Here is an 18,925-nt window from a genome sequence, read left to right on the forward strand (position 1 = left end):
TCCGGCGTCCTTATGGTCATACTTTCGACCGGTGCGGGCTGTGCCGCGTATGAAAGAGTTGCTCTGGCTACCGGCGTCATTGCGGTTGATCTCTGCTGCGTTCTTCAGCTAGAAGATCATTCGTGCATAATCCTGCCTATGGGGGTTTTCAGCATTGGCGGGATTGTCGAGAAAGTTTTGCATTTCTTGGCGCAGGAATTCGTAGCCTGCTGCATAATTTGAAGTGTTACTTTGAGTAATATCAACCAATTGTTGCTTTTGTGCATCGTTTAATTTAAATTCGTCAGTCATATTAAGTAAGCTTCCATATTAATAAACAAATACTGTTGTAGTAAGGTTTTCTCATTGTGGGGCAACGGACCATTGATCCAGCAATGTGCTTGTTCCGTCGCGGATCGCCTTCCAGTAAGGCAATCCATCTTTCGGGAAGAGAACAACCAAGGTCAGCCCTAAATCGTGGAAATAGATGGTTCCCTTACACGAAGGATTTGGGGGGCTGTCCTCGCCGGAGGGAGTGCAGTCAAGAGCGACCTGGTTGTTGTTGTTTGAGAGGTCAAAATAGCCCTCGAAGGCTCGCAGGTTTTCACTGGGGATGACATGTAGCAAACCGTTTTCAAACCTTATCTGGTATGAACCCGCTAAAAACCCAATTGTGTTTCTGAACATAGTCGTTGGTGCGCCAGGATTGTTTGGAGAGGCTGTCAGAACTGACACCACAAATTCGTCAGTGCTGGGTTTAGATCTTCCAGGCTCCTGAACTCGAAAGTTTGGCTGTGACCACATATCGGATAACGGAGGACGTAGATCGGGTATCCAGAATGCGAAGCTGATGCTGCTTCTCTTTGAATAGCAGTTGACCCTGTTTGCCGACGGACGGATCATCAGATACCCGTAGGGGATGTCAAAGCTGTGTGGACCGATGGTCCGTCTGACCAGGTAGTTGTGGTCCTGCACACCTGGAGCCCATCGCCCCGCCGGATCTGATTGGCAAGGGTATTGATCATCAGCTCCGGCAACGCTGGTGAAAGCCAACAAGAAAGCCAAGATATACAAGTAAATATTCAAGCACATGAATTCTCAGAAATTCCTTTAGCGGTAATTGCAGTCCGATTTCAAACGGCTCTGACAACAAGGCCAAACGCCTAGTCCTTGATACCTCATAACGGGCACATCTGCGATGGGCGGGTTGTTGCCATAGATCTGGATGCAGGAGTGGTGTGCAAATATAATAAGATATTTCTATTGTTCGCTCAGTTCTAACTTCCGTATAGCTAACCAAACTGGAATGTATATTTTCTATATTAATGTACGCAAAGTAAAAAGACGTAAATGGTCGTCGGTTCGTGCCGAATATTCTATTTGAAGTATTCATTTTGGCAAGACTTGACCTGCCACTGAACTGTCATCCAGCGGCGATTAGAGCCTCGGCCGTTTCTGTTACGCCGTAGGGCGCGGGTTGAGCAACCGGTGGAGACGCGAAGCCCTTATCGAGCGAAGCGTCGGAGCCGGTTGCGGTGAGAGTTTCGGCAAAGGCTGCCGGGGTTTGGTATCCGAGCGAGGAATGCGGTCGCGCGGTGTTGAAGTCCTGCCTCCATTCAGCGATGGCGCTGCGCGCATGGTCGATGCCGAAGAACAGGCTCTCGTTCAGCAGCTCGTCCCGCATCCGACCGTTGAAGCTCTCCACATAGCCATTCTGCATGGGTTTGCCTGGCGCGATGTAATGCCACTCGACTCGATGATCTTTCGACCAGGCAAGGATGGCGTTCGACGTGAACTCGGTGCCGTGGTCCGAAACGATCATGTCCGGCTTGCCGCGACGGCTGATCAGATCGGTAAGCTCGCGGGCGACATAGCACCCGAAAGCGCCGACCGCAGGCGAACTGGTCGTGCACGAAGTCCAGTGACCAGCGTGCGTTCGGTCTCGCCTCGACCAGGATCGGCGCTCGCGTACCCACCGCCCGTCGCCTTGCCCGGCGCTTGCGAACCGTCAACCCTTCTTCTCGGTAGAGCCGGTAGATACGGTTGATGCCAGACGGCTCACCCTCCCGTCGCAGCAGGATGAACAGGCGTCGATAGCCGAAACGCCGGCGTTCATTGGCAAGGTCGCGCAGCCGGCCGAGCAGTTCGGTCTCCGGCGGACGGCAGGACTGGTAGCGGACCATCTTGCGATCGGCACCGACGAAGGAACAGGCCCGACGCTCCGACAGGCCCATGGCGGCCTGCAGATGCGCGACGGCTTCGCGCTTGGCGGCGGGCCCTACCATTTTTTTGACAGAAGCTCGCGAAGTGCCGATGCTTCCAGCATCTGGTCGGCGAGCAGCTTCTTCAGCTTCGTATTCTCCTCTTCCAGAGACCTCAGGCGCTTGGCGTCGGACACCTCCATCCCCCCATACTTCGCCTTCCAGTTATACAGGGTCGCTTCGCTCACCCCGTGCTTGCGGGCCAGATCGGCCGCCTTCGCACCCGACTCGTGCTCGCGCAGAACCCCGATGATCTGCTCTTCCGAAAACCGCTTCCGCTTCATCTGTCCGTCCTTCAATCAAGGCCGGACTCTAACTCCAGGTGGAGGAAAAACTCAGTGGCAGGTCAGACTCAAATGGCCCGGTGGAAATTATTTATCGGTGTTCTGAAAAGAGCCGCTGGAATGGCAGCCTGGCGAATGGGGGGCGTCTTGGCAGGGGGCGGAAGGTCAGCACGTCCAGATCGCTGGTGTTGGCGGCGGTCTTCATTATGGATGGGGCGTGAGCTGCTCTGCACGCCAATGGATCATTTTCCTGGACGCCGTCGGCAAGTGCGGGAGATGCAGGGTGTGCCAAGGAGATTGACGATACGAAGCCAGGATATATCCGCCAGAGATCCTTGGTCTCTCCGCCGTACTCTGGTCCCGCAGCATGGGTGCGGGCAAGCTACGCCGCAATGTCGTAGCGAATAGCACATACTATTGGTTGCAATTCCAATCTACTACAGTATGCGGACAATAGCGGATATCGCTCGGGGGATTCGGGGTGGCTGTCAAGAATGTGGTTGTAAGGAGACGGATCGGATCCGGGGTGGAGCGCGTCGTTTACCTTCATCCGGTTTGGGAAGACATTGTTATCAAGATCAACAGGGACGTGCCCATAGATCGGAACGATATAGACTATGCCTACCTGAGCAGGATCGAGACAACACCGGTTCTGCCGAAGATGTACGGATGGGTCGAGACGCAGCTCGGACGTGGTCTTATGTTCGAACGCATCCACGATGATGACGGCAAGACAAGCCTCAACCTGGTCGAGGCGTTGCGCTGGGAGCGCATAACGATCGAGGAAGGGCGGTCCCTGCTTCAGGAGGCGCTCGCCGCGCTGCTCAAGCACGGGATAATCCTGCACGACGACGAGAACGTGAACAACTTCCTCGTTCAGAACACAGCGTCCGGCCGGCAGTTGATCCTCGTGGACGGGTTTGGACCCTTCGTCATGACAGCCAAGGCCCGATTGCGCATGCGTTTCCCTCGGCTGGGACGTGAAAAGGCGCTGCGCAGCTCGTACAACCTGCTTGCTGCTTATGAAAAGGAAGTCCAGAAGCTTTGGCTTGAGAAGACCCTGCTAGAAGACGCTTAGCCAACCCAGGAAGAGCGGGTTCCTGCTTTTTCTTAAATTGCCCTCTAACAAAAAGGGCGGCATCGCTGCCGCCCTTTCCGTAAACACTGAGTGGACTGATTAGAAGTCCATGCCACCCATGCCGCCCATGCCACCTGGCATTGCCGGAGCTGCGTCCTTCTTCGGAAGCTCGGCAACCATCGCCTCGGTGGTGATCAGCAGCGAAGCAACCGAAGCTGCGTTCTGCAGAGCCGTGCGGACAACCTTGACCGGGTCAACCACGCCCATGGCGATCAGGTCGCCGTACTCGCCCGTCTGAGCGTTGTAGCCGAAGTTGTCGTCGTTGACGTCAAGCACCTTGCCGACAACGATCGAAGCTTCATCACCTGCGTTGTCAGCGATCTGGCGAACCAGCGACTGCAGAGCGCGGCGGATGATGTTGATGCCTGCGTTCTGGTCGTCGTTTGCACCGGTGACGGTGATCTTCTGAGCCGAACGGAGCAGAGCCGTACCACCGCCAGGAACGATACCTTCCTGAACAGCCGCGCGGGTTGCGTTCAGAGCGTCGTCGATACGGTCCTTGCGCTCCTTGACTTCGACTTCCGTCGAGCCGCCAACGCGGATCACGGCAACGCCACCAGCGAGCTTGGCAAGACGCTCCTGGAGCTTCTCGCGGTCGTAGTCAGAGGTGGTCTCTTCGATCTGGGCCTTGATCTGGCCAACGCGACCTTCGATCTCGTCCTTGCTGCCAGCACCGTCAACGATGGTGGTGTTTTCCTTGGAGATCGAAACGCGCTTTGCACGGCCGAGCATTTCAAGGGTAACGTTCTCGAGCTTGATGCCGAGGTCTTCGGAGATGACCTGGCCGCCCGTGAGGATCGCGATGTCCTCGAGCATCGCCTTGCGGCGATCGCCGAAGCCCGGAGCCTTGACGGCAGCAATCTTCAGGCCGCCACGCAGCTTGTTGACGACGAGCGTAGCAAGAGCTTCGCCTTCCACGTCCTCAGCGATGATGAGGAGCGGACGACCGGACTGAACGACGGCTTCCAGAACCGGCAGCATGGCCTGCAGGTTGGAAAGCTTCTTCTCGTGCAGGAGAATGTACGGGTCTTCCAGTTCGGCGACCATCTTCTCTGCGTTGGTGACGAAGTACGGCGACAGGTAGCCGCGGTCGAACTGCATGCCTTCGACGACTTCGAGCTCGGTCTCGGCGGTCTTGGCTTCCTCAACCGTGATCACGCCTTCGTTGCCGACGCGCTGCATTGCTTCAGCGATGTCGCGGCCAACCTGCTCGTCGCCGTTTGCGGAGATCGTGCCGACCTGCGCAACTTCAGCGGAGGTGGAGATCTTCTTGGCCTTGGCCTGAAGGTCCTTGACGACTTCTGCAACAGCGAGGTCGATACCGCGCTTCAGATCCATCGGGTTCATGCCGGCAGCAACCGCCTTGTTGCCTTCGCGAACGATCGCCTGGGCCAGAACGGTTGCAGTGGTGGTGCCGTCACCTGCGATGTCGTTGGTCTTCGAAGCAACTTCGCGGACCATCTGGGCGCCCATGTTCTCGAACTTGTCGTCCAGTTCGATTTCCTTGGCTACCGATACACCGTCCTTGGTGATGCGCGGAGCGCCAAAGGACTTGTCGATGATGACGTTACGGCCCTTCGGGCCGAGCGTTACCTTCACGGCATCAGCGAGGATGTCGACGCCCTTGAGCATCTTCTCGCGAGCGGTGCGGCCAAACTTAATTTCTTTAGCTGCCATGTTCAAATTCTCCTGGGATCAATTCCAGCCCGAGGCCGAAGCGATCCGATGTTTTCATTTACCGTACGGGTTTCGGCTGTCGCTCGCCCACCACTCACGGGATGTTCGAGCGACGAACGTTGGTTCCGTGGTGGATTAGGCGATGATGCCCATGATGTCGGATTCCTTCATGATCAGAAGGTCTTCGCCATCAATCTTGACTTCGGTGCCCGACCACTTGCCAAACAGAACGCGGTCACCAGCCTTCACGTCGAGAGCGATGTACTTGCCGTCCTCGTCGCGTACGCCAGGTCCTACAGCGATGACTTCGCCTTCCTGCGGCTTCTCTTTTGCGGTGTCCGGAATGATGATGCCGCCGGCAGTCTTCTGCTCGGACTCAACCCGGCGAACGACTACGCGGTCGTGAAGCGGGCGAAAATTCGTTGTGGCCATGTCTTGAACCCTTGATTCCCAAATTGAAATGAGCTTTTCCTCGGTTCGGGCAGAGGAAGACCTCTGTTAGCACTTCCCCAATTCGAGTGCTAACGAAGAGATAAGGAGGGTGCCCGACAGAGTCAAGAAGGGGTGCCCTCCATTGGTGCAGCAAGGTAAGTCCATTGATCGTCCGCTTCTGGGCGTTCTCCTCACGATCTGCTTCGGCATGATCATTCCCTTCAGCGACGTTTTCGCGAAGATCCTGATGGGCTCGGTGCCGCTCGTCACCATCCTGCTCGCCCGTTTCACGGGGCAGGCGCTCATGTCCGCGCCGGCGCTTCTGCGCAACGGCATGAAGATGAGCGGCCGCCTGTGGATGCTCACAGGTTTCAGAACCGCGCTCCAGCTCTATTCACTGGGGCTCATCTACATCGCTTTCCGCTACATTCCGCTGGCCGATGCCATTGCGATCGGCTTTATCTCACCCTTCCTGCTCATGCTGATGGGAAAATTCTTCCTTGGCGAACAGGTAGGGCCAAGGCGCATCTCGGCCTGCGGTGTCGGGTTCATCGGGACGATGATGGTGATCCAGCCCAGTTTCTCGGAAGTGGGTGTGGTCGCACTCATCCCGTTGGCAAGCGCCTTCACCTTTGCGCTTTATTCGCTCACCACGCGCCAGCTCGTGCGCGAGGGCGATCCTGCCCTGATCCAGGGAATCAGCGGCGTGCAGGGTGCGGCCATGATGGTGCTGGTGGCGCTCGTTGCAGGCAGTTCGTTCGAAGATGCCAGGATCGTCGTTCCTTCCGTGGACGAAGCCTGGCTCCTGTTCGGCATCGCCTTCGTCGGCAGCTTTGCGCACATGCTGATGACCTGGGCGCTGCGCCTTGCGCCGGCGGCAACGCTCGCGCCCGTCCAGTATGCGGAGATCCCCTTTGCCACGCTCATGGGCTGGTTGTTTTTTGCAGAATTCCCGAATGACGTGGCGGCCATGGGCATGATGCTCATCGTTGGAGCGGGGCTCTACATCGTCTACCGCGAACGGGTCGTGGCACGACAGAAGGCGGTCGAGGCTGCACAAGGTGCGCAGCCGGTTCAGGTAACGCCGCCCGACCCACAGGCGGCCACCACCCCGGCGGGTTGAGCAACTCCTCGTGATCTAGACCGGGCGTTTCAGCGACGCCCGGGCAGCCTCGACCTCGTGGCGGACGCAGCATCCGTGCAGGTGGTCGTTCACCAGCCCGATGGCCTGCATGAAGGCGTAGACGGTGGTGGGGCCGACGAAGGACCAGCCGCGCTTCTTCAGGTCCTTGGAGATCTTCGTGGAGACCTCGGTTTTCGCCATTGCCCGCAACGTCGCGAGGTCCACCTGCGAAGGTCGGGCCTCCAGCTGGGGCTCATGCCGCCAGAAATAAGCCGCAAGCGAGCCTTCCTGTTCGCAGAGTTCGATAGCGCGTTGGGCGTTGTTGATCACCGAGCGGATCTTTCCTCCATGGCGCACGATGCCCTTGTCTTGCAGCAGACGCTCGACATCATCCTCAGTGAAATGCGCAACCCTGCGGAAGTCGAAGCCGGCGAAGGCCGCGCGGAAGTTTTCCCGCTTGCGCAGGATGGTCAGCCAGGAAAGCCCCGACTGAAAACCTTCAAGGCAGATCTTCTCGAAAAGGCGGATGTCATCGACGACCGGGCGGCCCCACTCGTGATCGTGGTAGTGGAGATAGTCTGGCAGGTTGCCATGCCAGAAGCATCGAAGCTTTCCATCCGGCCCCTCTATCAAGCCGCTTTCACTCATGCCGACCCCCGATCATCACTTCAAACAATTCGTTTACCAAGACGCTCAACCCAAAAATAACCAAGAACCCAGATTCGCCTAAAGTATTGCATCGGGCGAATAGTTATTCACCATTTTGTTGCTTCTTCGGAGCAGTCTACTGACATGACCGGGGGCGATGAACGGTCTGAGGATAGTTGAAGCGCCTCCGATGACTGTCTGTCAAATCCGGTTCGGGTATTGCTGAGTATTAAGTACAGAGAGTGTTCCATGACGTATTTTTTACGAACTGCCGGACTGCTGTTTTTTGCTGCTCTGGTCACACCTGCAGGCGCACAAGGCAGATATGTAGAGCCGCCACCCGTGGTCGTCAGTCCCGATCTTTCGGCTCCGTGGGTGATGCAGCTCCGGAATAACCAGCGCACCGTGGCGCAACCGCGATATGCGCAGCCCCAGTATCGGGGCGTACCCCAGCAGCCGCAAAGCCTGCCAAGGCTTAACGTGCATCCTGTTGGGGCCACCCAGCAGATGCGACAATACCAACCGCCGCAAGTCCAGGGGCGCAGGCCAAAGGACTATTCACACCTCCAGATCGACCCGCGCTTCCTTCCGCAGGAGGTGCAGTATGAGGGGAACCACGCCGTCGGCACGATCGTCGTCGATACGAAGCAGAAGTTCCTCTACCTCGTTACCGCACCCGGCCAGGCGCGCCGCTATGGCGTCGGTGTCGGCAAGGAAGGGTTCGGTTGGACCGGCTCGCACAAGATCACCAACAAGCGGGAGTGGCCGGACTGGCGACCGCCTGCGGAGATGATCGAGCGCGAGAAGAGGCAAGGGCGCATCCTGCCGGTTCACATGGCTGGGGGTCCGCAGAACCCGCTGGGAGCGCGTGCGCTCTATCTGGGCACGACGCTCTACCGCATCCATGGCACCAACGCTCCGTGGACGATCGGCCAGAACGTATCTTCCGGCTGCATCCGCATGCGCAACGAGGATGTCATTGATCTTTATGAGAGAGTAGGCGTCGGCACGAACGTTGTCGTGATCTGACGCCAGAGTTACGGGGGACGGGCTTGCTTGAGGGGAAGCTGCTCGTCACGCAAAGGCAGCGCTTCAACAGAGGCGCTGCCTTTTTTGTTTCAGACCACAGAAGCCAGGCCTTCCGGCTTGGGTCCGCCAAATGCCCAGTCCAGCAGCTGCACGGTGTGAAGCACCTGCAGGTTAGAGCCCGACGCGATCTGCGTCATGCACCCAATATTGCCGGTCGCGACGATGGAGGCGCCAGTGCGCTCAAGGTTGCCGACCTTGCGGTCGCGCAGACGCTTTGAGATATCCGGCTGGAGGATGTTGTACGTTCCGGCCGAACCGCAGCAGAGATGGCCTTCGGCTGGCTCCTTCACCACGAAGCCTGCGCGGGTCAAGAGCTGGCGCGGTTCACGCGTAATCTTTTGCCCGTGCTGCATGGAGCAGGCGGAATGGTAGGCGACTTCCAGTCCCGGGGTGAGCTCCGGTTCGGGAAGGTCGATGCTTGCGAGGTACTCGGTAATGTCCTTCGCAAGTGCCGACACGCGGGCCGCTTTCTCGGCGTAGGCCGGGTCAAGGCGCAGCATGTGGCCGTAGTCCTTGATCGTCGTGCCGCAGCCGGAAGCCGTGATGATGATCGCGTCGAGGCCGCCATTGTCGATGAGCTGGCACCAGCCGTCCACGTTGCGGCGGGCAAAGTCGAGGGCATCATCCTCACGGCCCATGTGGTGGACCAGCGCGCCGCAGCAACCTTCCCGCTCCGGCTTAGCGACCTCAATGCCGAGGCGGTTCAGCAGGCGGACGGTCGCCGCGTTGATCTCCGGGTCCAGAACGGATTGCGCGCAGCCCTCGAGGATCGCCACGCGCCCACGCGGAGAGGCAATCTGCTGCGACGGCTGCGGACGCGGCGAGGGCAGGGAGGCGGGCGCCAATTCCAGCATGGCCGCGACAGGCTTCAGCGCCGTGCTCATGCCGAAGAGCTTGCTGAACGGCTTGCCGATGCGAGCAAGCTTCAGGGCAGCGCGGAAACGACTCGGGTAGGGCAGGATGTTGGCGAGCAGCGCGCGGTTCAGCCGGTCGAAGAATGGCCGCCTGTAGGTCTTTTCGATATGCGCACGGGCATGATCCACGAGGTGCATGTAGTTCACGCCGGAGGGGCAGGTGGTCATGCAGGAGAGACAGGAGAGGCAACGATCGATGTGCGTTGTCGTCTCCTTGTCGGCAGGCCGGTCATTCTCCAGCATCTCCTTGATGAGGTAGATGCGGCCGCGCGGGCTGTCGAGCTCGTTGCCGAGCTCGACATAGGTGGGACACGTCGCCGTGCAGAAACCGCAGTGGACGCATTTGCGCAGAATGGTTTCCGAATGCGCGACCGCCGGATCTGCAAGTTGGGCTGACGTGAACCGTGTCTGCATGGTTTAGAGAATCCAGCTCGTGGGGTTCTTGATCGGCTCGCCGCGGCTTGCTGCCTGCAGGCCGATGACGCAGCGCACGACAACCCAGATTGCCACCACCAACATGAGCAGGAAGCCTATGCCGACGACCATCAGCAGCATCGAAATGAAGCCGTAAAGCACACCGATCCAGAAGGTGCGGATCGCCCAGGTGTAGTGTGTTTCAACCCAAGCTTCAGAACGCCCGCGATTGATGTAGGCGAGGATAATGCCGACGAGACCGGTGATGCCCACCACGAAGCTTACGATGTAGAGCACGTAGATGAGCTGGACGTTTGGAATACCAGGATCGAACCAGCCAGCCTGCCTGGCAGGAGGCGTTCCCTGAGGATAGTTATTGTCAGTCATAAGGTCTCCCCCTCTAGGTTGTTGGCGAGGCCGGTTGGATCATCCGCCCCGGGTTCAGGATATTTCTTGGATCGAACTGTTCTTTCAAGCGGGCCGACAGTGCTGCGAGAGGTGCTGGCTGCGGATGGAACACATCGACCTGACGGCGGAGCGATTCCGGCGCCCGTACAAGCGTAGCGTGGCCGCCGCCAAAGTGGGTGATCAGCTTGCGCAAAACTTCAGCTTCGGGATCCGATTCCATGCGCATCCAGATCAGTCCGCCTTGCCAGTCATAGTAGGCGTTTGCCCCAGCGGCACGGCGGAACGTATCGACCAAACGTGGCCCCATCATGGGCGCGACGGATACACGCCACACCGGCGAGGGAGTGCCGTCGCAGAAGGGATGGCAGTCGCGGATTTCGCGCCAGAGAGCGCAGGATTGCTCGGCTTCCAGAACATCGCCTACGCCGTGACTGCGCAGCAGGCGCGTCAGGTGATCGACTCGGTACTCGACCGAGGGAGCCACGCCTTCAATGCGCAGAGCCGTCTTCGGTCCGCCGACCAGCGCACGGTCCAGGAACTTGGCGATGACACCTTCCGGAAGGTGCGCCGCTCCGGAGACTTCGGCGCTCGATCCCATCGCCTCAGCCATGGCTTCGGCGGCCTGATGATCGTCCAGACCGTTCAGGAGCAGCGTCTTCTCGGTTTCGGGCGCCGGAAGGACCTTGAACGTCACGTCGGTGACGACGGAGAGCGTGCCCCAGGAGCCGGCGAGCCCCTTGGAAAGATCATAGCCGGTGACGTTCTTCACCACGCGACCGCCAGACTTAAAGGTCTCGCCACGGCCTGAAACGGCCGAGATGCCGAGGATGTGGTCTCGCGCAGCACCTGCCTTGAGACGGCGGGGACCGGAAAGATTGGCGTTAAGCGTGCCGCCGATGGTGCCCCGACCGGCCTCAGTTCCAAGCAACGGGCCGTAGTCCATGGGCTCGAAAGCAAACTGCTGGTTGTTGGCGGCGAGCAGCGCCTCGATCTCGCTTATGGGCGTACCGGCGCGGGCCGATAGCACCAGCTCTTCGGGCTCATAGAGCGTAATGCCCGTGAGCTTCGAGAGGTCGAGCAGATGATTGGCTTCGACTGGCCGGCCGATGCTGCGCTTCGAGCGCTGCCCCACGATTTCAAGCGGCGTTTCCTCGGCGACAGCCCAGCGGACCGTCTCCAGAACTTCCTCTGGCGTGGTTGGGGTAAACAATTGTGTCTCAGCCATCAGAAGCGCTCAAGCTCGGGGAAGGGCACCTGCCCACGGTGGACGTGCATGCGGCCCAGCTCGGCGCAGCGGTGCAGTTGCGGGAACACCTTGCCGGGGTTCAGCAGGTGATTGGGATCGAAGGCGCACTTGACGCGGATCTGCTGGTTCAGATCGCTTTCATCGAACATTTCTGACATGAGATCGCGCTTCTCGACGCCGACACCATGCTCGCCCGTCAGCACACCGCCCACCTTGACACAAAGGCGCAGGATGTCCGAACCAAAGGCCTCTGCCTTGTCCAGATCGCCCGGCTTGTTCGCGTCATAGAGAATGAGCGGGTGCAGGTTGCCGTCGCCGGCATGGAAGACGTTGGCGACGCCGAGGCCGTATTTCTCGGACAGCTCGCGCATTCCCGCCAGCACGCGTGGAAGTTCCTTGCGGGGGATCGTCCCGTCCATGCAGTAATAGTCGGGCGAGATACGGCCAACTGCCGGGAAGGCCGCCTTGCGGCCCGCCCAGAAGGCAAGGCGTTCGGCATCCGAGGTCGAGATGCGGCTGGTGGTGCAGCCATTCTGAGTGGCGATTTCGCTCACGCGCTCGATCAGATGATCCACTTCGGCCATCGGGCCATCAAGCTCAACGATCAGTAGCGCTTCCACATCAAGGGGATAGCCGACCTGGACGAAGGCTTCCGCAGCGTGGATGGCGGGACGGTCCATCATTTCCATGCCGCCCGGAATAATGCCTGCGCCGATGATATCGGCTACGCATTGGCCGCCCTGTTCGCTTGTCGGGAAGCCGATCAGCAGGGCGCGAGCCGTCTCCGGCTTCTTCAGGATGCGGACCGTAACCTCGGTCACGACTCCGAGCAGACCTTCCGAGCCGGTCATCAGGCCTAGGAGGTCATAGCCTTCGGCATCCAGATGCTTGCCGCCAAGACGGATCACCTCGCCGGTCATAAGCACCATCTCGATGCCCAGAACGTTGTTTGCGGTGAGGCCGTATTTCAGGCAGTGCACGCCGCCGGAGTTCTCCGCCACGTTGCCGCCGATGGAGCAGGCAATCTGCGAGGAAGGGTCGGGCGCGTAGTAAAAACCTTGGTGCTCGACCGCATGGGTGATGCCGAGGTTGGTAACGCCGGGCTGGGCAACGACCACGCGGTTGGCGTAGTCGATCTCCAGGATACGGTTGAAGCGGCTCATGACGAGCAGAACCGCGTCCTTCAGCGGCAGCGCGCCACCGGAAAGCGATGTGCCGGACCCACGCGGTACCACGCGGATGTTGCGATCATGGCAATATTTCAGGATGCGCGAGACCTGCGCGACGGTCTCGGGCAGGACGACGACAAGAGGCAGCTGGCGGTAGGCGGTAAGACCGTCTGACTCGAAGACGCGCATGCCTTCTTCTGAATCGACGACGCCCTCGCCCGGAACAATGATCCGCATGTCCGCAACAATCTCGGCACGCCGGAAAAGCGTAGCGGCCTGGGGTTCGGGCATCTTCAGTCCGGACATTGAAACCAGCCTCGTCTTGGTTGGTGCGCGTCTCGTGCACGGGTTGTCGCACAACTGGTTAAAACAATTGACCAGTCATCGTCAACGGCGTTATGTACCCATCATTGTCGCATGAAATGGTTACTACGGTGCAGCCTGTTTTCACCACGATCGATCACGGACGGACGTCAGACGCCGTCGTGCGCCAGATCGAGAGCCTGATCCTGGAAGGGGTCTTGCGGGATGGCGACCGGCTGCCGGGTGAACGCGACCTTGCTGCATCCATGAATGTGTCACGGCCCGTGTTACGGGAGGCGCTCAAGGCACTCGAAGCGCGCGGGCTCATCGTGGCGCGTCAGGGAGGCGGCAACTATGTTGCCAATGTGGTGGGCGAGGTGTTTTCCGCACCAATGCGGGAGTTGATCGCCGCTCATCCCAAGGCGACAGCCGACTATCTGGAATATCGCCGCGAGATCGAGGCCATCACGGCCGAGATGGCGGCCCGCCGCTCCACCAGCGCCGACCGCCAGATGATCGCCAGCATCATCCAGCGCATGGAAGAGGTTCACGCAGCCGGAGACTTCGATGCCGAGGCGGAAATCGACGTCGAGTTTCACAACGCGGTGGGTGAATGCGCGCACAACTTCATCCTCCTGCATAGCCTGCGCTCGTGCTACCGCCTTCTTTCGGATGGAGTGTTCCAGAGCCGCGCGAAGCTCTATCATCTGCGCGGGGCAAGAGAAGCGCTGCTGGCCCAGCACAGGAGCATTGCCGGTGCGATCCTTGCCGGCGATGCTGCGGCGGCACGGGAGGCAGCCATGGCGCATATCGACTTTATCATTCAGGCAACCGCGGAATCTGAACGGGCTGACGACTGGCAACGCGTCGCCCAGCTGCGGCTGCAGCATCGCCTCCAGGGCAGGACGCCGTCCGCACCGGAAGCACTCTCACCAGGCCTCGGCGGCGAGGCAGACGGGGAATAATCTTGAACCAGCAAACACCACAATCGCGCCGCGTCGGCCTTTTCGTCACCTGTCTCGTGGACCTGTTCCGGCCCAGCATCGGCTTCGCCTCGGTCAAGCTCCTCGAAGACGCCGGCTATACGGTGGACGTGCCGATGGCGCAGACCTGCTGTGGTCAGCCCGCCTATAACTCGGGTGACCGCGAGGACACGATCGCCATCGCGCGCAAGACAATCGAGACCTTCGAGGACTACGATTATATCGTCGCGCCGTCGGGCTCGTGTGCCGGGATGCTGAAGAAGCACTACCCGGCGCTTTTCAAGGATGGCGACTGGGCCGAGCGCGCGAAGGCCTTTTCGGCCAAGGTCTATGAGCTGACCAGCTTTCTCACGGATGTCGCCGGTGTGGATCACGTGGACGTGGTGCATCCCGGTAGCGTCACCTATCACGACTCCTGCTCGGGCCTCAGGGAGCTTGGCATTCGCGAGCAGCCGCGCAAGCTGCTGAGGTCCGTAGGTGGTCTGGAAATCAAGGAGATGCCGGAGTCCGATGTCTGCTGCGGTTTCGGCGGCACGTTCTGCGTGAAGTATCCCGACATCTCCAATCGCATCGTGGAAGACAAGACGGATTCAATTCGCCAGTCCGGAGCCAAGACGCTACTTGCGGGCGACCTCGGCTGCCTCATGAACATGGCGGGCAAGCTGCAGCGGCAGGGCAGCGACGTTGAAGTGCGCCACGTGGCGGAAGTGCTGGCGGGGATGTGTGACACACCCGCCATTGGCAGGAGGAAAGACTGATGGAAATCCGGTCACCTGCGTTCAAGGAGAATGCCCGCGCGGCGCTTGATGATCCGCAGCTGCGCCATGCGCTGGAGCATGTCAAATCGGGCTTTATCGTAAAGCGTGCGATGGCGGCGGAGGCTCTGCCCGAGTTCGAGAAGCTGCGCGATTCAAGCAAGGCCATCAAGGACGAGACGCTCGCCAATCTCGACAAGTATCTGGAGGCCTATGAGACGAAGGTCACCGAAAGTGGTGGCCATGTGCATTGGGCGGAATCGGCCGCGGATGCGCGCGACATCATCCTGAAGATCTGCCAGTCCGTCGGCGCGAGGACCGTGACCAAGGGCAAGTCGATGATCTCGGAAGAGATCGAGCTCAATGACTTCCTGGAAGGCAATGGCGTACAGCCGGTCGAGACGGACCTCGGCGAATACATCATCCAGCTGCGCGGTGAGCATCCGAGCCACATCATTGCGCCAGCCGTGCATCTCGCGCGCAGCCAGGTGGAGGCGGACTTCCGCCGAGTGCATACGCATCTGCCCGTCGATCGGGACCTGACAGAACCGGTGACGCTGCTTTCCGAGGCCCGCAAGGTGCTGCGCGCGAAATATTTCCAGGCGGATGTCGGTATCACGGGCGCGAACTTCCTCGTGGCAGAGACTGGTACGTCGGTGATCGTCACCAACGAGGGCAACGGCGACCTGACGCAGATCCTGCCCAAGGTACATATCGTGCTGGCCTCGATCGAGAAGATCGTGCCCACACTTTCAGACCTTTCACAGGTGCTGCGCGTGCTGGCGCGCTCAGCGACGGGTCAGGACATGAGCGTCTATACGACACTCTCCACCGGCCCGCGCCGTGCCGGGGATCCGGACGGACCGGAGCAGTATCACGTGGTGCTGCTCGACAACGGCCGTTCCTCGATGATCGGCACCGAGTTCCAGGAAATGCTCCGCTGCATCCGCTGCGGCGCGTGCATGAACCATTGCCCCGTCTACCATGCCGTTGGCGGCCATACGTATGGGTGGGTCTATCCGGGCCCGATGGGGTCGGTACTGACGCCATCGCTGATCGGGGTGGACAAGGCTGGGCATCTGCCGAACGCTTCTACCTTCTGCGGGCGATGCGAGGCGGTGTGTCCGGTGCGCATTCCGCTGCCGAAGATGATGCGGCACTGGCGCGAACGCGAGTTTTCGCGGAGGCTCAATCCGGCAACGCAACGCTACGGCCTCAAGGCCTGGGCCTTCTTCGCGCGGCGACCGCGGCTCTACCGCCTTGCCACCTCGATCGGCATTCCGGTCCTGTCGCTGTTTGGCGGGCGAGGGCGGTTCAAGAGCCTGCCACTCGCTGGCGGATGGACGAGGCATCGGGATATGCCCGCTCCGGAAGGCCGTACGTTCATGCAGGAATGGAAGCAGCGCGAGGCGCAGAAGCAGGGAGCCAGAATATGAGCGGGCGCGAAGCTATTCTGAACCGCTTGCGCGTCGCCCTTCGTGAGGGCAAGGACGATGCAACCCGGGAGCAGGCCGTGCAGGCGAGAATCGCCGCCGCACCGCGCGGTGTCGTTCCAATGCGTGGGCGGCTGCCGGATGATGATCGGGTGACACTTTTCTGCGCGATGGCGCAGAAGGTCTCCGCCACGGTGGAGCGGGTAGGATCCTCGGCGAATGTGCCAGGCGCGGTTGCTGCTTACCTGCGCCAGCGCAATCTTCCCGCGCGGGTCCGAATGGGTGCCGACGCAAGACTTGGTGCGATGCCGTGGAACACCGAGCCGTCGCTTGAGATCGACAGCGGCAGGGCACAGGACGAGGATCTGGCCGGCGTCAGCCATGCGATTGCCGGTATAGCGGAAACCGGCACAGTGGTGCTGCACTCAGGCCAGGACAACCCAACTACGGTCAATTTCCTGCCGGAACATCACCTTGTCGTGGTCCGGGCGAAGGATATCGTCGGAGACCTGGAAACCGTCTTTGATCAGGTGCGCCAGACGTTTGGCAAGGGACACATGCCGCGAACGCTGAATTTCATCACCGGGCCATCACGCTCTGCCGATATCGAGCAGACGCTGCTGCTTGGTGCCCACGGGCCGCGCGCGTTGCATGTGATCGTGGTCGATGGCGACTGAGGGCGTTACCTTCTCGGATGCGAAGGCGCCGGAGGGCATGCGCATCTACGCGATCGGCGACATCCACGGCCGCTTCGATCTGCTCTCGCAAATGCATGAGCGGATCGTGGCGGAGATCGAACGCGACAGCCCCGCCGACTGGCGGATCATCTATCTCGGCGACTACGTGGATCGTGGACCCGAGTCGAACCAGGTCCTCGAATTCCTGAGCACGGAGACGGCAGCCGATCCGCGCGTCATTGCGCTAGCCGGCAATCACGATGCGGGGATGCTGAGCTTCCTCAACCGTCCGAGGCGGGACGGGCTGTTCGCGCTTTATGGCGGGGATACGACAGCGCAGTCCTATGGGGTCGAGCTGCGGCTGGCACCGAAGGATAAATTACTCGCGAGTGCCGCTGAGCTGGAGAAGGCCGTTCCCGAAAAGCACATCGAGTTCCTGCGAAACCTTCCGGTGTCGGCGAGCTTCGGTGACCTTTTCTTCTGCCATGCAGGGGTGCGTCCGGGCATTCCGCTCGAAGAGCAGAAGCGCGACGATCTTCTGTGGATCAGGAACGAATTCCACGACCACTTCGGGCTTTATCCGAAGCTCATCGTGCACGGGCATACACCCAGACTCGCACCCGAAATTCGCCTCAACCGCGTCAATCTTGACACGGGTGCGGTGAAATTCGGGGTGCTGAGCTGTATGAGATTTGAAGATACCCGGAAGGATCTGATCCAGGTGTCAGGAAGCTAGCGCTGAGCGCTGATGCCGTAACCATCGGCCGTCTGGTAGGTGGAGTTGCCGGTAGCAGCATAAATGCCGGCACCAGAGGTCAGCACTGCGCTAAGCATCAGAAAAGAAAGCAAAGCAATACGCATCGAGTCGTCTCTTTCGGGTCAATAGATAACGTATAGACGTATCTGGTTACCGATTGGTTCCCGTATATCTTGCTGAGGGGGATTGTTGCGGCCTCCAAACTGCGAGGCCGGGCAGCGCAATACTCCTTGCCATGGAATTTGCAAGGACAATTCGCAGGCAGGTCAGACTCCCATGTGAATTGTTTCGTCGGCGCAACACCCAAAAGAGGTAGTTGTCCCCCAGGCGGGTGAAGTCGTGCGTGCAAGCGCTTCTGCCTGCGTCAGGATAGCGGTTGAGCTTGACGAATTTTTGTGGGCGGCGCATCAAGCGCGCATGCGAGCCAACTACAAGATGCAACGCCTGTACGTGACCGAGAACCTTGCCCAGGATGGGCAGGTCGAGTTGGGACGCGACCAGGCACATTACCTCACCAACGTGTTGCGGATGGGCGAGGGGGCAGAACTTCTCGTCTTCAACGGGCGCGACGGCGAGTGGCGTGCGCGGATCGACAGCGTCAGCAAGAAGGCCGTGCGGCTGCAGCTGGTGGAGCTCACCCGGCAGCAAACACCCGACACCGACCTGATCTATTGCTTTGCGCCGATCAAGCACGGTCGACTTGATTACATGGTGCAGAAGGCCGTCGAGATGGGTGCGGGCACCCTGCAGCCCGTTCTCACCCAGCACACGCAGGTGACGAAGCTCGGGACTGACCGGCTGCGCGCCAATGTCATCGAGGCTGCCGAGCAGTGCGGGATCCTCTCCGTGCCGGAGGTCAGGGAGCCGGTGAAGCTCGAAAAGCTGCTGGACGGCTGGGAGAACGACCGCGCGTTGATCTTCTGCGATGAATCGGTCGAGCACAACAATCCGCTGGTCCAACTGGAACAGCTGAAGGGACGCAAGTGCGGGCTGCTCATCGGGCCGGAAGGCGGCTTTTCAGAAGGTGAAAGAACCTACCTGCGCTCCCTGCCGTTCGTGCTGCCGATTCCTCTTGGCCCGCGCATTCTTCGGGCGGATACTGCAGCTGTAGCAGCGCTTGCCTTGATACAATCGGTAATCGGCGATTGGCGTGATGACGAGTTTGTGAAGCTCGCCGAACCCACGGTTTAGAAATATTCGCTTGATTGCCCCCATGTTCTTGGCCAATCAGGCAA

Annotated in this window: 19 protein-coding genes and 1 pseudogene; 9 read left to right on the top strand and 11 right to left on the bottom strand. The window is 59.9% G+C overall.

The window, feature by feature from the left end:
• Positions 1 to 108 precede the first annotated feature (108 nt).
• The 3 genes and pseudogenes from IEX27_RS15190 to IEX27_RS15200 form a co-directional block, all read right to left on the bottom strand.
• The gene (locus tag IEX27_RS15190; RefSeq protein WP_188721919.1) at positions 109 to 291 is read right to left on the bottom strand and encodes a hypothetical protein; all 183 of its coding nucleotides are present in this window, start codon (positions 289 to 291) and stop codon (positions 109 to 111) included.
• Positions 292 to 342: 51 nt separating this feature from the next.
• On the bottom strand, positions 343 to 1,053 hold the full coding sequence (locus IEX27_RS15195) for a hypothetical protein (protein ID WP_188721920.1): 711 nt from the start codon (positions 1,051 to 1,053) through the stop codon (positions 343 to 345).
• A 349-nt stretch (positions 1,054 to 1,402) separates the two neighbouring features.
• Positions 1,403 to 2,524, bottom strand: a pseudogene (locus tag IEX27_RS15200) (IS3 family transposase).
• A 481-nt stretch (positions 2,525 to 3,005) separates the two neighbouring features.
• Between IEX27_RS15200 and IEX27_RS15205 the strand changes: the two are divergent.
• Positions 3,006 to 3,602, top strand: coding sequence for a YrbL family protein (locus IEX27_RS15205; RefSeq protein WP_188721921.1), 597 nt, complete (start codon positions 3,006 to 3,008; stop codon positions 3,600 to 3,602).
• A gap of 99 nt (positions 3,603 to 3,701) precedes the next feature.
• Here the strand turns inward: IEX27_RS15205 and groL are convergent, their stop codons facing one another.
• Both groL and groES read right to left on the bottom strand, forming a co-directional pair.
• On the bottom strand, positions 3,702 to 5,339 hold the full coding sequence (gene groL / locus IEX27_RS15210; protein ID WP_188721922.1) for a chaperonin GroEL: 1,638 nt from the start codon (positions 5,337 to 5,339) through the stop codon (positions 3,702 to 3,704).
• Positions 5,340 to 5,474: 135 nt separating this feature from the next.
• A complete protein-coding gene (groES, locus tag IEX27_RS15215) occupies positions 5,475 to 5,771 on the bottom strand; it encodes a co-chaperone GroES (RefSeq protein WP_188721923.1) in 297 nt (98 codons plus the stop codon).
• 145 nt (positions 5,772 to 5,916) lie between these two features.
• Here groES and IEX27_RS15220 point away from each other — a divergent pair, with 145 nt between their 5' ends.
• Positions 5,917 to 6,894 carry a DMT family transporter gene (locus IEX27_RS15220; protein ID WP_244630395.1) on the top strand — a complete coding sequence of 326 codons (978 nt, stop codon included), beginning with the start codon at positions 5,917 to 5,919 and terminating at the stop codon, positions 6,892 to 6,894.
• 15 nt (positions 6,895 to 6,909) lie between these two features.
• Here the strand turns inward: IEX27_RS15220 and IEX27_RS15225 are convergent, their stop codons facing one another.
• A complete protein-coding gene (locus IEX27_RS15225) occupies positions 6,910 to 7,542 on the bottom strand; it encodes a DNA-3-methyladenine glycosylase I (RefSeq protein WP_188721925.1) in 633 nt (210 codons plus the stop codon).
• Positions 7,543 to 7,791: 249 nt separating this feature from the next.
• Between IEX27_RS15225 and IEX27_RS15230 the strand changes: the two genes are divergently transcribed.
• Positions 7,792 to 8,571, top strand: a complete 780-nt coding sequence (locus IEX27_RS15230) for a L,D-transpeptidase (RefSeq protein WP_188721926.1) — start codon at positions 7,792 to 7,794, stop codon at positions 8,569 to 8,571.
• A gap of 89 nt (positions 8,572 to 8,660) precedes the next feature.
• Here the strand turns inward: IEX27_RS15230 and glcF are convergent, their stop codons facing one another.
• From glcF to IEX27_RS15250, 4 genes are read right to left on the bottom strand one after another with little or no spacing between them, the layout of a single operon-like run.
• Positions 8,661 to 9,959 (bottom strand): glycolate oxidase subunit GlcF, encoded by a 1,299-nt coding sequence (gene glcF, locus IEX27_RS15235; protein ID WP_188721927.1) that lies wholly within the window; start codon positions 9,957 to 9,959, stop codon positions 8,661 to 8,663.
• A gap of 3 nt (positions 9,960 to 9,962) precedes the next feature.
• A complete protein-coding gene (locus IEX27_RS15240; RefSeq protein WP_188721928.1) occupies positions 9,963 to 10,346 on the bottom strand; it encodes a DUF4870 family protein in 384 nt (127 codons plus the stop codon).
• 13 nt (positions 10,347 to 10,359) lie between these two features.
• Positions 10,360 to 11,592 (bottom strand): glycolate oxidase subunit GlcE, encoded by a 1,233-nt coding sequence (gene glcE / locus IEX27_RS15245; RefSeq protein ID WP_188721929.1) that lies wholly within the window; start codon positions 11,590 to 11,592, stop codon positions 10,360 to 10,362.
• Positions 11,592 to 13,088: an FAD-linked oxidase C-terminal domain-containing protein gene (locus IEX27_RS15250; protein WP_188721930.1), complete on the bottom strand. Its 1,497-nt coding sequence runs from the start codon at positions 13,086 to 13,088 to the stop codon at positions 11,592 to 11,594. The genes glcE and IEX27_RS15250 overlap by 1 nt, the downstream gene beginning before the upstream one ends.
• Positions 13,089 to 13,216: 128 nt before the next feature.
• On the opposite strand from IEX27_RS15250, the gene IEX27_RS15255 reads away from it, so the two are divergent.
• Genes IEX27_RS15255 through IEX27_RS15275 form a run of 5 tightly spaced genes read left to right on the top strand, consistent with a single transcriptional unit; the run spans position 13,217 to position 17,669 of the window.
• On the top strand, positions 13,217 to 14,050 hold the full coding sequence (locus IEX27_RS15255; protein ID WP_188721931.1) for an FCD domain-containing protein: 834 nt from the start codon (positions 13,217 to 13,219) through the stop codon (positions 14,048 to 14,050).
• A gap of 2 nt (positions 14,051 to 14,052) precedes the next feature.
• Positions 14,053 to 14,826 carry a (Fe-S)-binding protein gene (locus IEX27_RS15260; RefSeq protein ID WP_188721932.1) on the top strand — a complete coding sequence of 258 codons (774 nt, stop codon included), beginning with the start codon at positions 14,053 to 14,055 and terminating at the stop codon, positions 14,824 to 14,826.
• Positions 14,826 to 16,259 carry a LutB/LldF family L-lactate oxidation iron-sulfur protein gene (locus IEX27_RS15265; protein ID WP_188721933.1) on the top strand — a complete coding sequence of 478 codons (1,434 nt, stop codon included), beginning with the start codon at positions 14,826 to 14,828 and terminating at the stop codon, positions 16,257 to 16,259. The genes IEX27_RS15260 and IEX27_RS15265 overlap by 1 nt, the downstream gene beginning before the upstream one ends.
• Positions 16,256 to 16,933, top strand: coding sequence for a LutC/YkgG family protein (locus IEX27_RS15270; protein ID WP_188721934.1), 678 nt, complete (start codon positions 16,256 to 16,258; stop codon positions 16,931 to 16,933). Before IEX27_RS15265 ends, IEX27_RS15270 begins: the two co-directional genes overlap by 4 nt.
• Positions 16,923 to 17,669, top strand: coding sequence for a metallophosphoesterase family protein (locus tag IEX27_RS15275; protein ID WP_188721935.1), 747 nt, complete (start codon positions 16,923 to 16,925; stop codon positions 17,667 to 17,669). The genes IEX27_RS15270 and IEX27_RS15275 overlap by 11 nt, the downstream gene beginning before the upstream one ends.
• Here IEX27_RS15275 and IEX27_RS21580 read toward each other — a convergent pair.
• On the bottom strand, positions 17,666 to 17,794 hold the full coding sequence (locus IEX27_RS21580) for a hypothetical protein (RefSeq protein ID WP_280516493.1): 129 nt from the start codon (positions 17,792 to 17,794) through the stop codon (positions 17,666 to 17,668). The two genes, IEX27_RS15275 and IEX27_RS21580, sit on opposite strands and share 4 nt — an antisense overlap.
• Positions 17,795 to 18,107: 313 nt before the next feature.
• Between IEX27_RS21580 and IEX27_RS15280 the strand changes: the two genes are divergently transcribed.
• Positions 18,108 to 18,881, top strand: coding sequence for a 16S rRNA (uracil(1498)-N(3))-methyltransferase (locus IEX27_RS15280; RefSeq protein WP_188721955.1), 774 nt, complete (start codon positions 18,108 to 18,110; stop codon positions 18,879 to 18,881).
• The last annotated feature ends 44 nt before the right edge of the window (positions 18,882 to 18,925 follow it).

The sequence above is a fragment of the Nitratireductor aestuarii genome, assembly GCF_014641695.1.
GTDB lineage: Bacteria > Pseudomonadota > Alphaproteobacteria > Rhizobiales > Rhizobiaceae > Chelativorans > Chelativorans aestuarii.

Coding starts and splice junctions, on each gene's coding strand:
- IEX27_RS15225 (WP_188721925.1), bottom strand. CDS start 7,542: ATGAGTGAAAGCGGCTTGATAGAGGGGCCGGATGGAAAGCTTCGATGC.
- IEX27_RS15270 (WP_188721934.1), top strand. CDS start 16,256: ATGAGCGGGCGCGAAGCTATTCTGAACCGCTTGCGCGTCGCCCTTCGT.
- IEX27_RS15250 (WP_188721930.1), bottom strand. CDS start 13,088: ATGTCCGGACTGAAGATGCCCGAACCCCAGGCCGCTACGCTTTTCCGG.
- IEX27_RS15230 (WP_188721926.1), top strand. CDS start 7,792: ATGACGTATTTTTTACGAACTGCCGGACTGCTGTTTTTTGCTGCTCTG.
- IEX27_RS15190 (WP_188721919.1), bottom strand. CDS start 291: ATGACTGACGAATTTAAATTAAACGATGCACAAAAGCAACAATTGGTT.
- glcF (WP_188721927.1), bottom strand. CDS start 9,959: ATGCAGACACGGTTCACGTCAGCCCAACTTGCAGATCCGGCGGTCGCG.
- groL (WP_188721922.1), bottom strand. CDS start 5,339: ATGGCAGCTAAAGAAATTAAGTTTGGCCGCACCGCTCGCGAGAAGATG.
- IEX27_RS15240 (WP_188721928.1), bottom strand. CDS start 10,346: ATGACTGACAATAACTATCCTCAGGGAACGCCTCCTGCCAGGCAGGCT.
- IEX27_RS15280 (WP_188721955.1), top strand. CDS start 18,108: ATGCGAGCCAACTACAAGATGCAACGCCTGTACGTGACCGAGAACCTT.
- glcE (WP_188721929.1), bottom strand. CDS start 11,592: ATGGCTGAGACACAATTGTTTACCCCAACCACGCCAGAGGAAGTTCTG.
- IEX27_RS15275 (WP_188721935.1), top strand. CDS start 16,923: ATGGCGACTGAGGGCGTTACCTTCTCGGATGCGAAGGCGCCGGAGGGC.
- IEX27_RS21580 (WP_280516493.1), bottom strand. CDS start 17,794: ATGCGTATTGCTTTGCTTTCTTTTCTGATGCTTAGCGCAGTGCTGACC.
- IEX27_RS15265 (WP_188721933.1), top strand. CDS start 14,826: ATGGAAATCCGGTCACCTGCGTTCAAGGAGAATGCCCGCGCGGCGCTT.
- groES (WP_188721923.1), bottom strand. CDS start 5,771: ATGGCCACAACGAATTTTCGCCCGCTTCACGACCGCGTAGTCGTTCGC.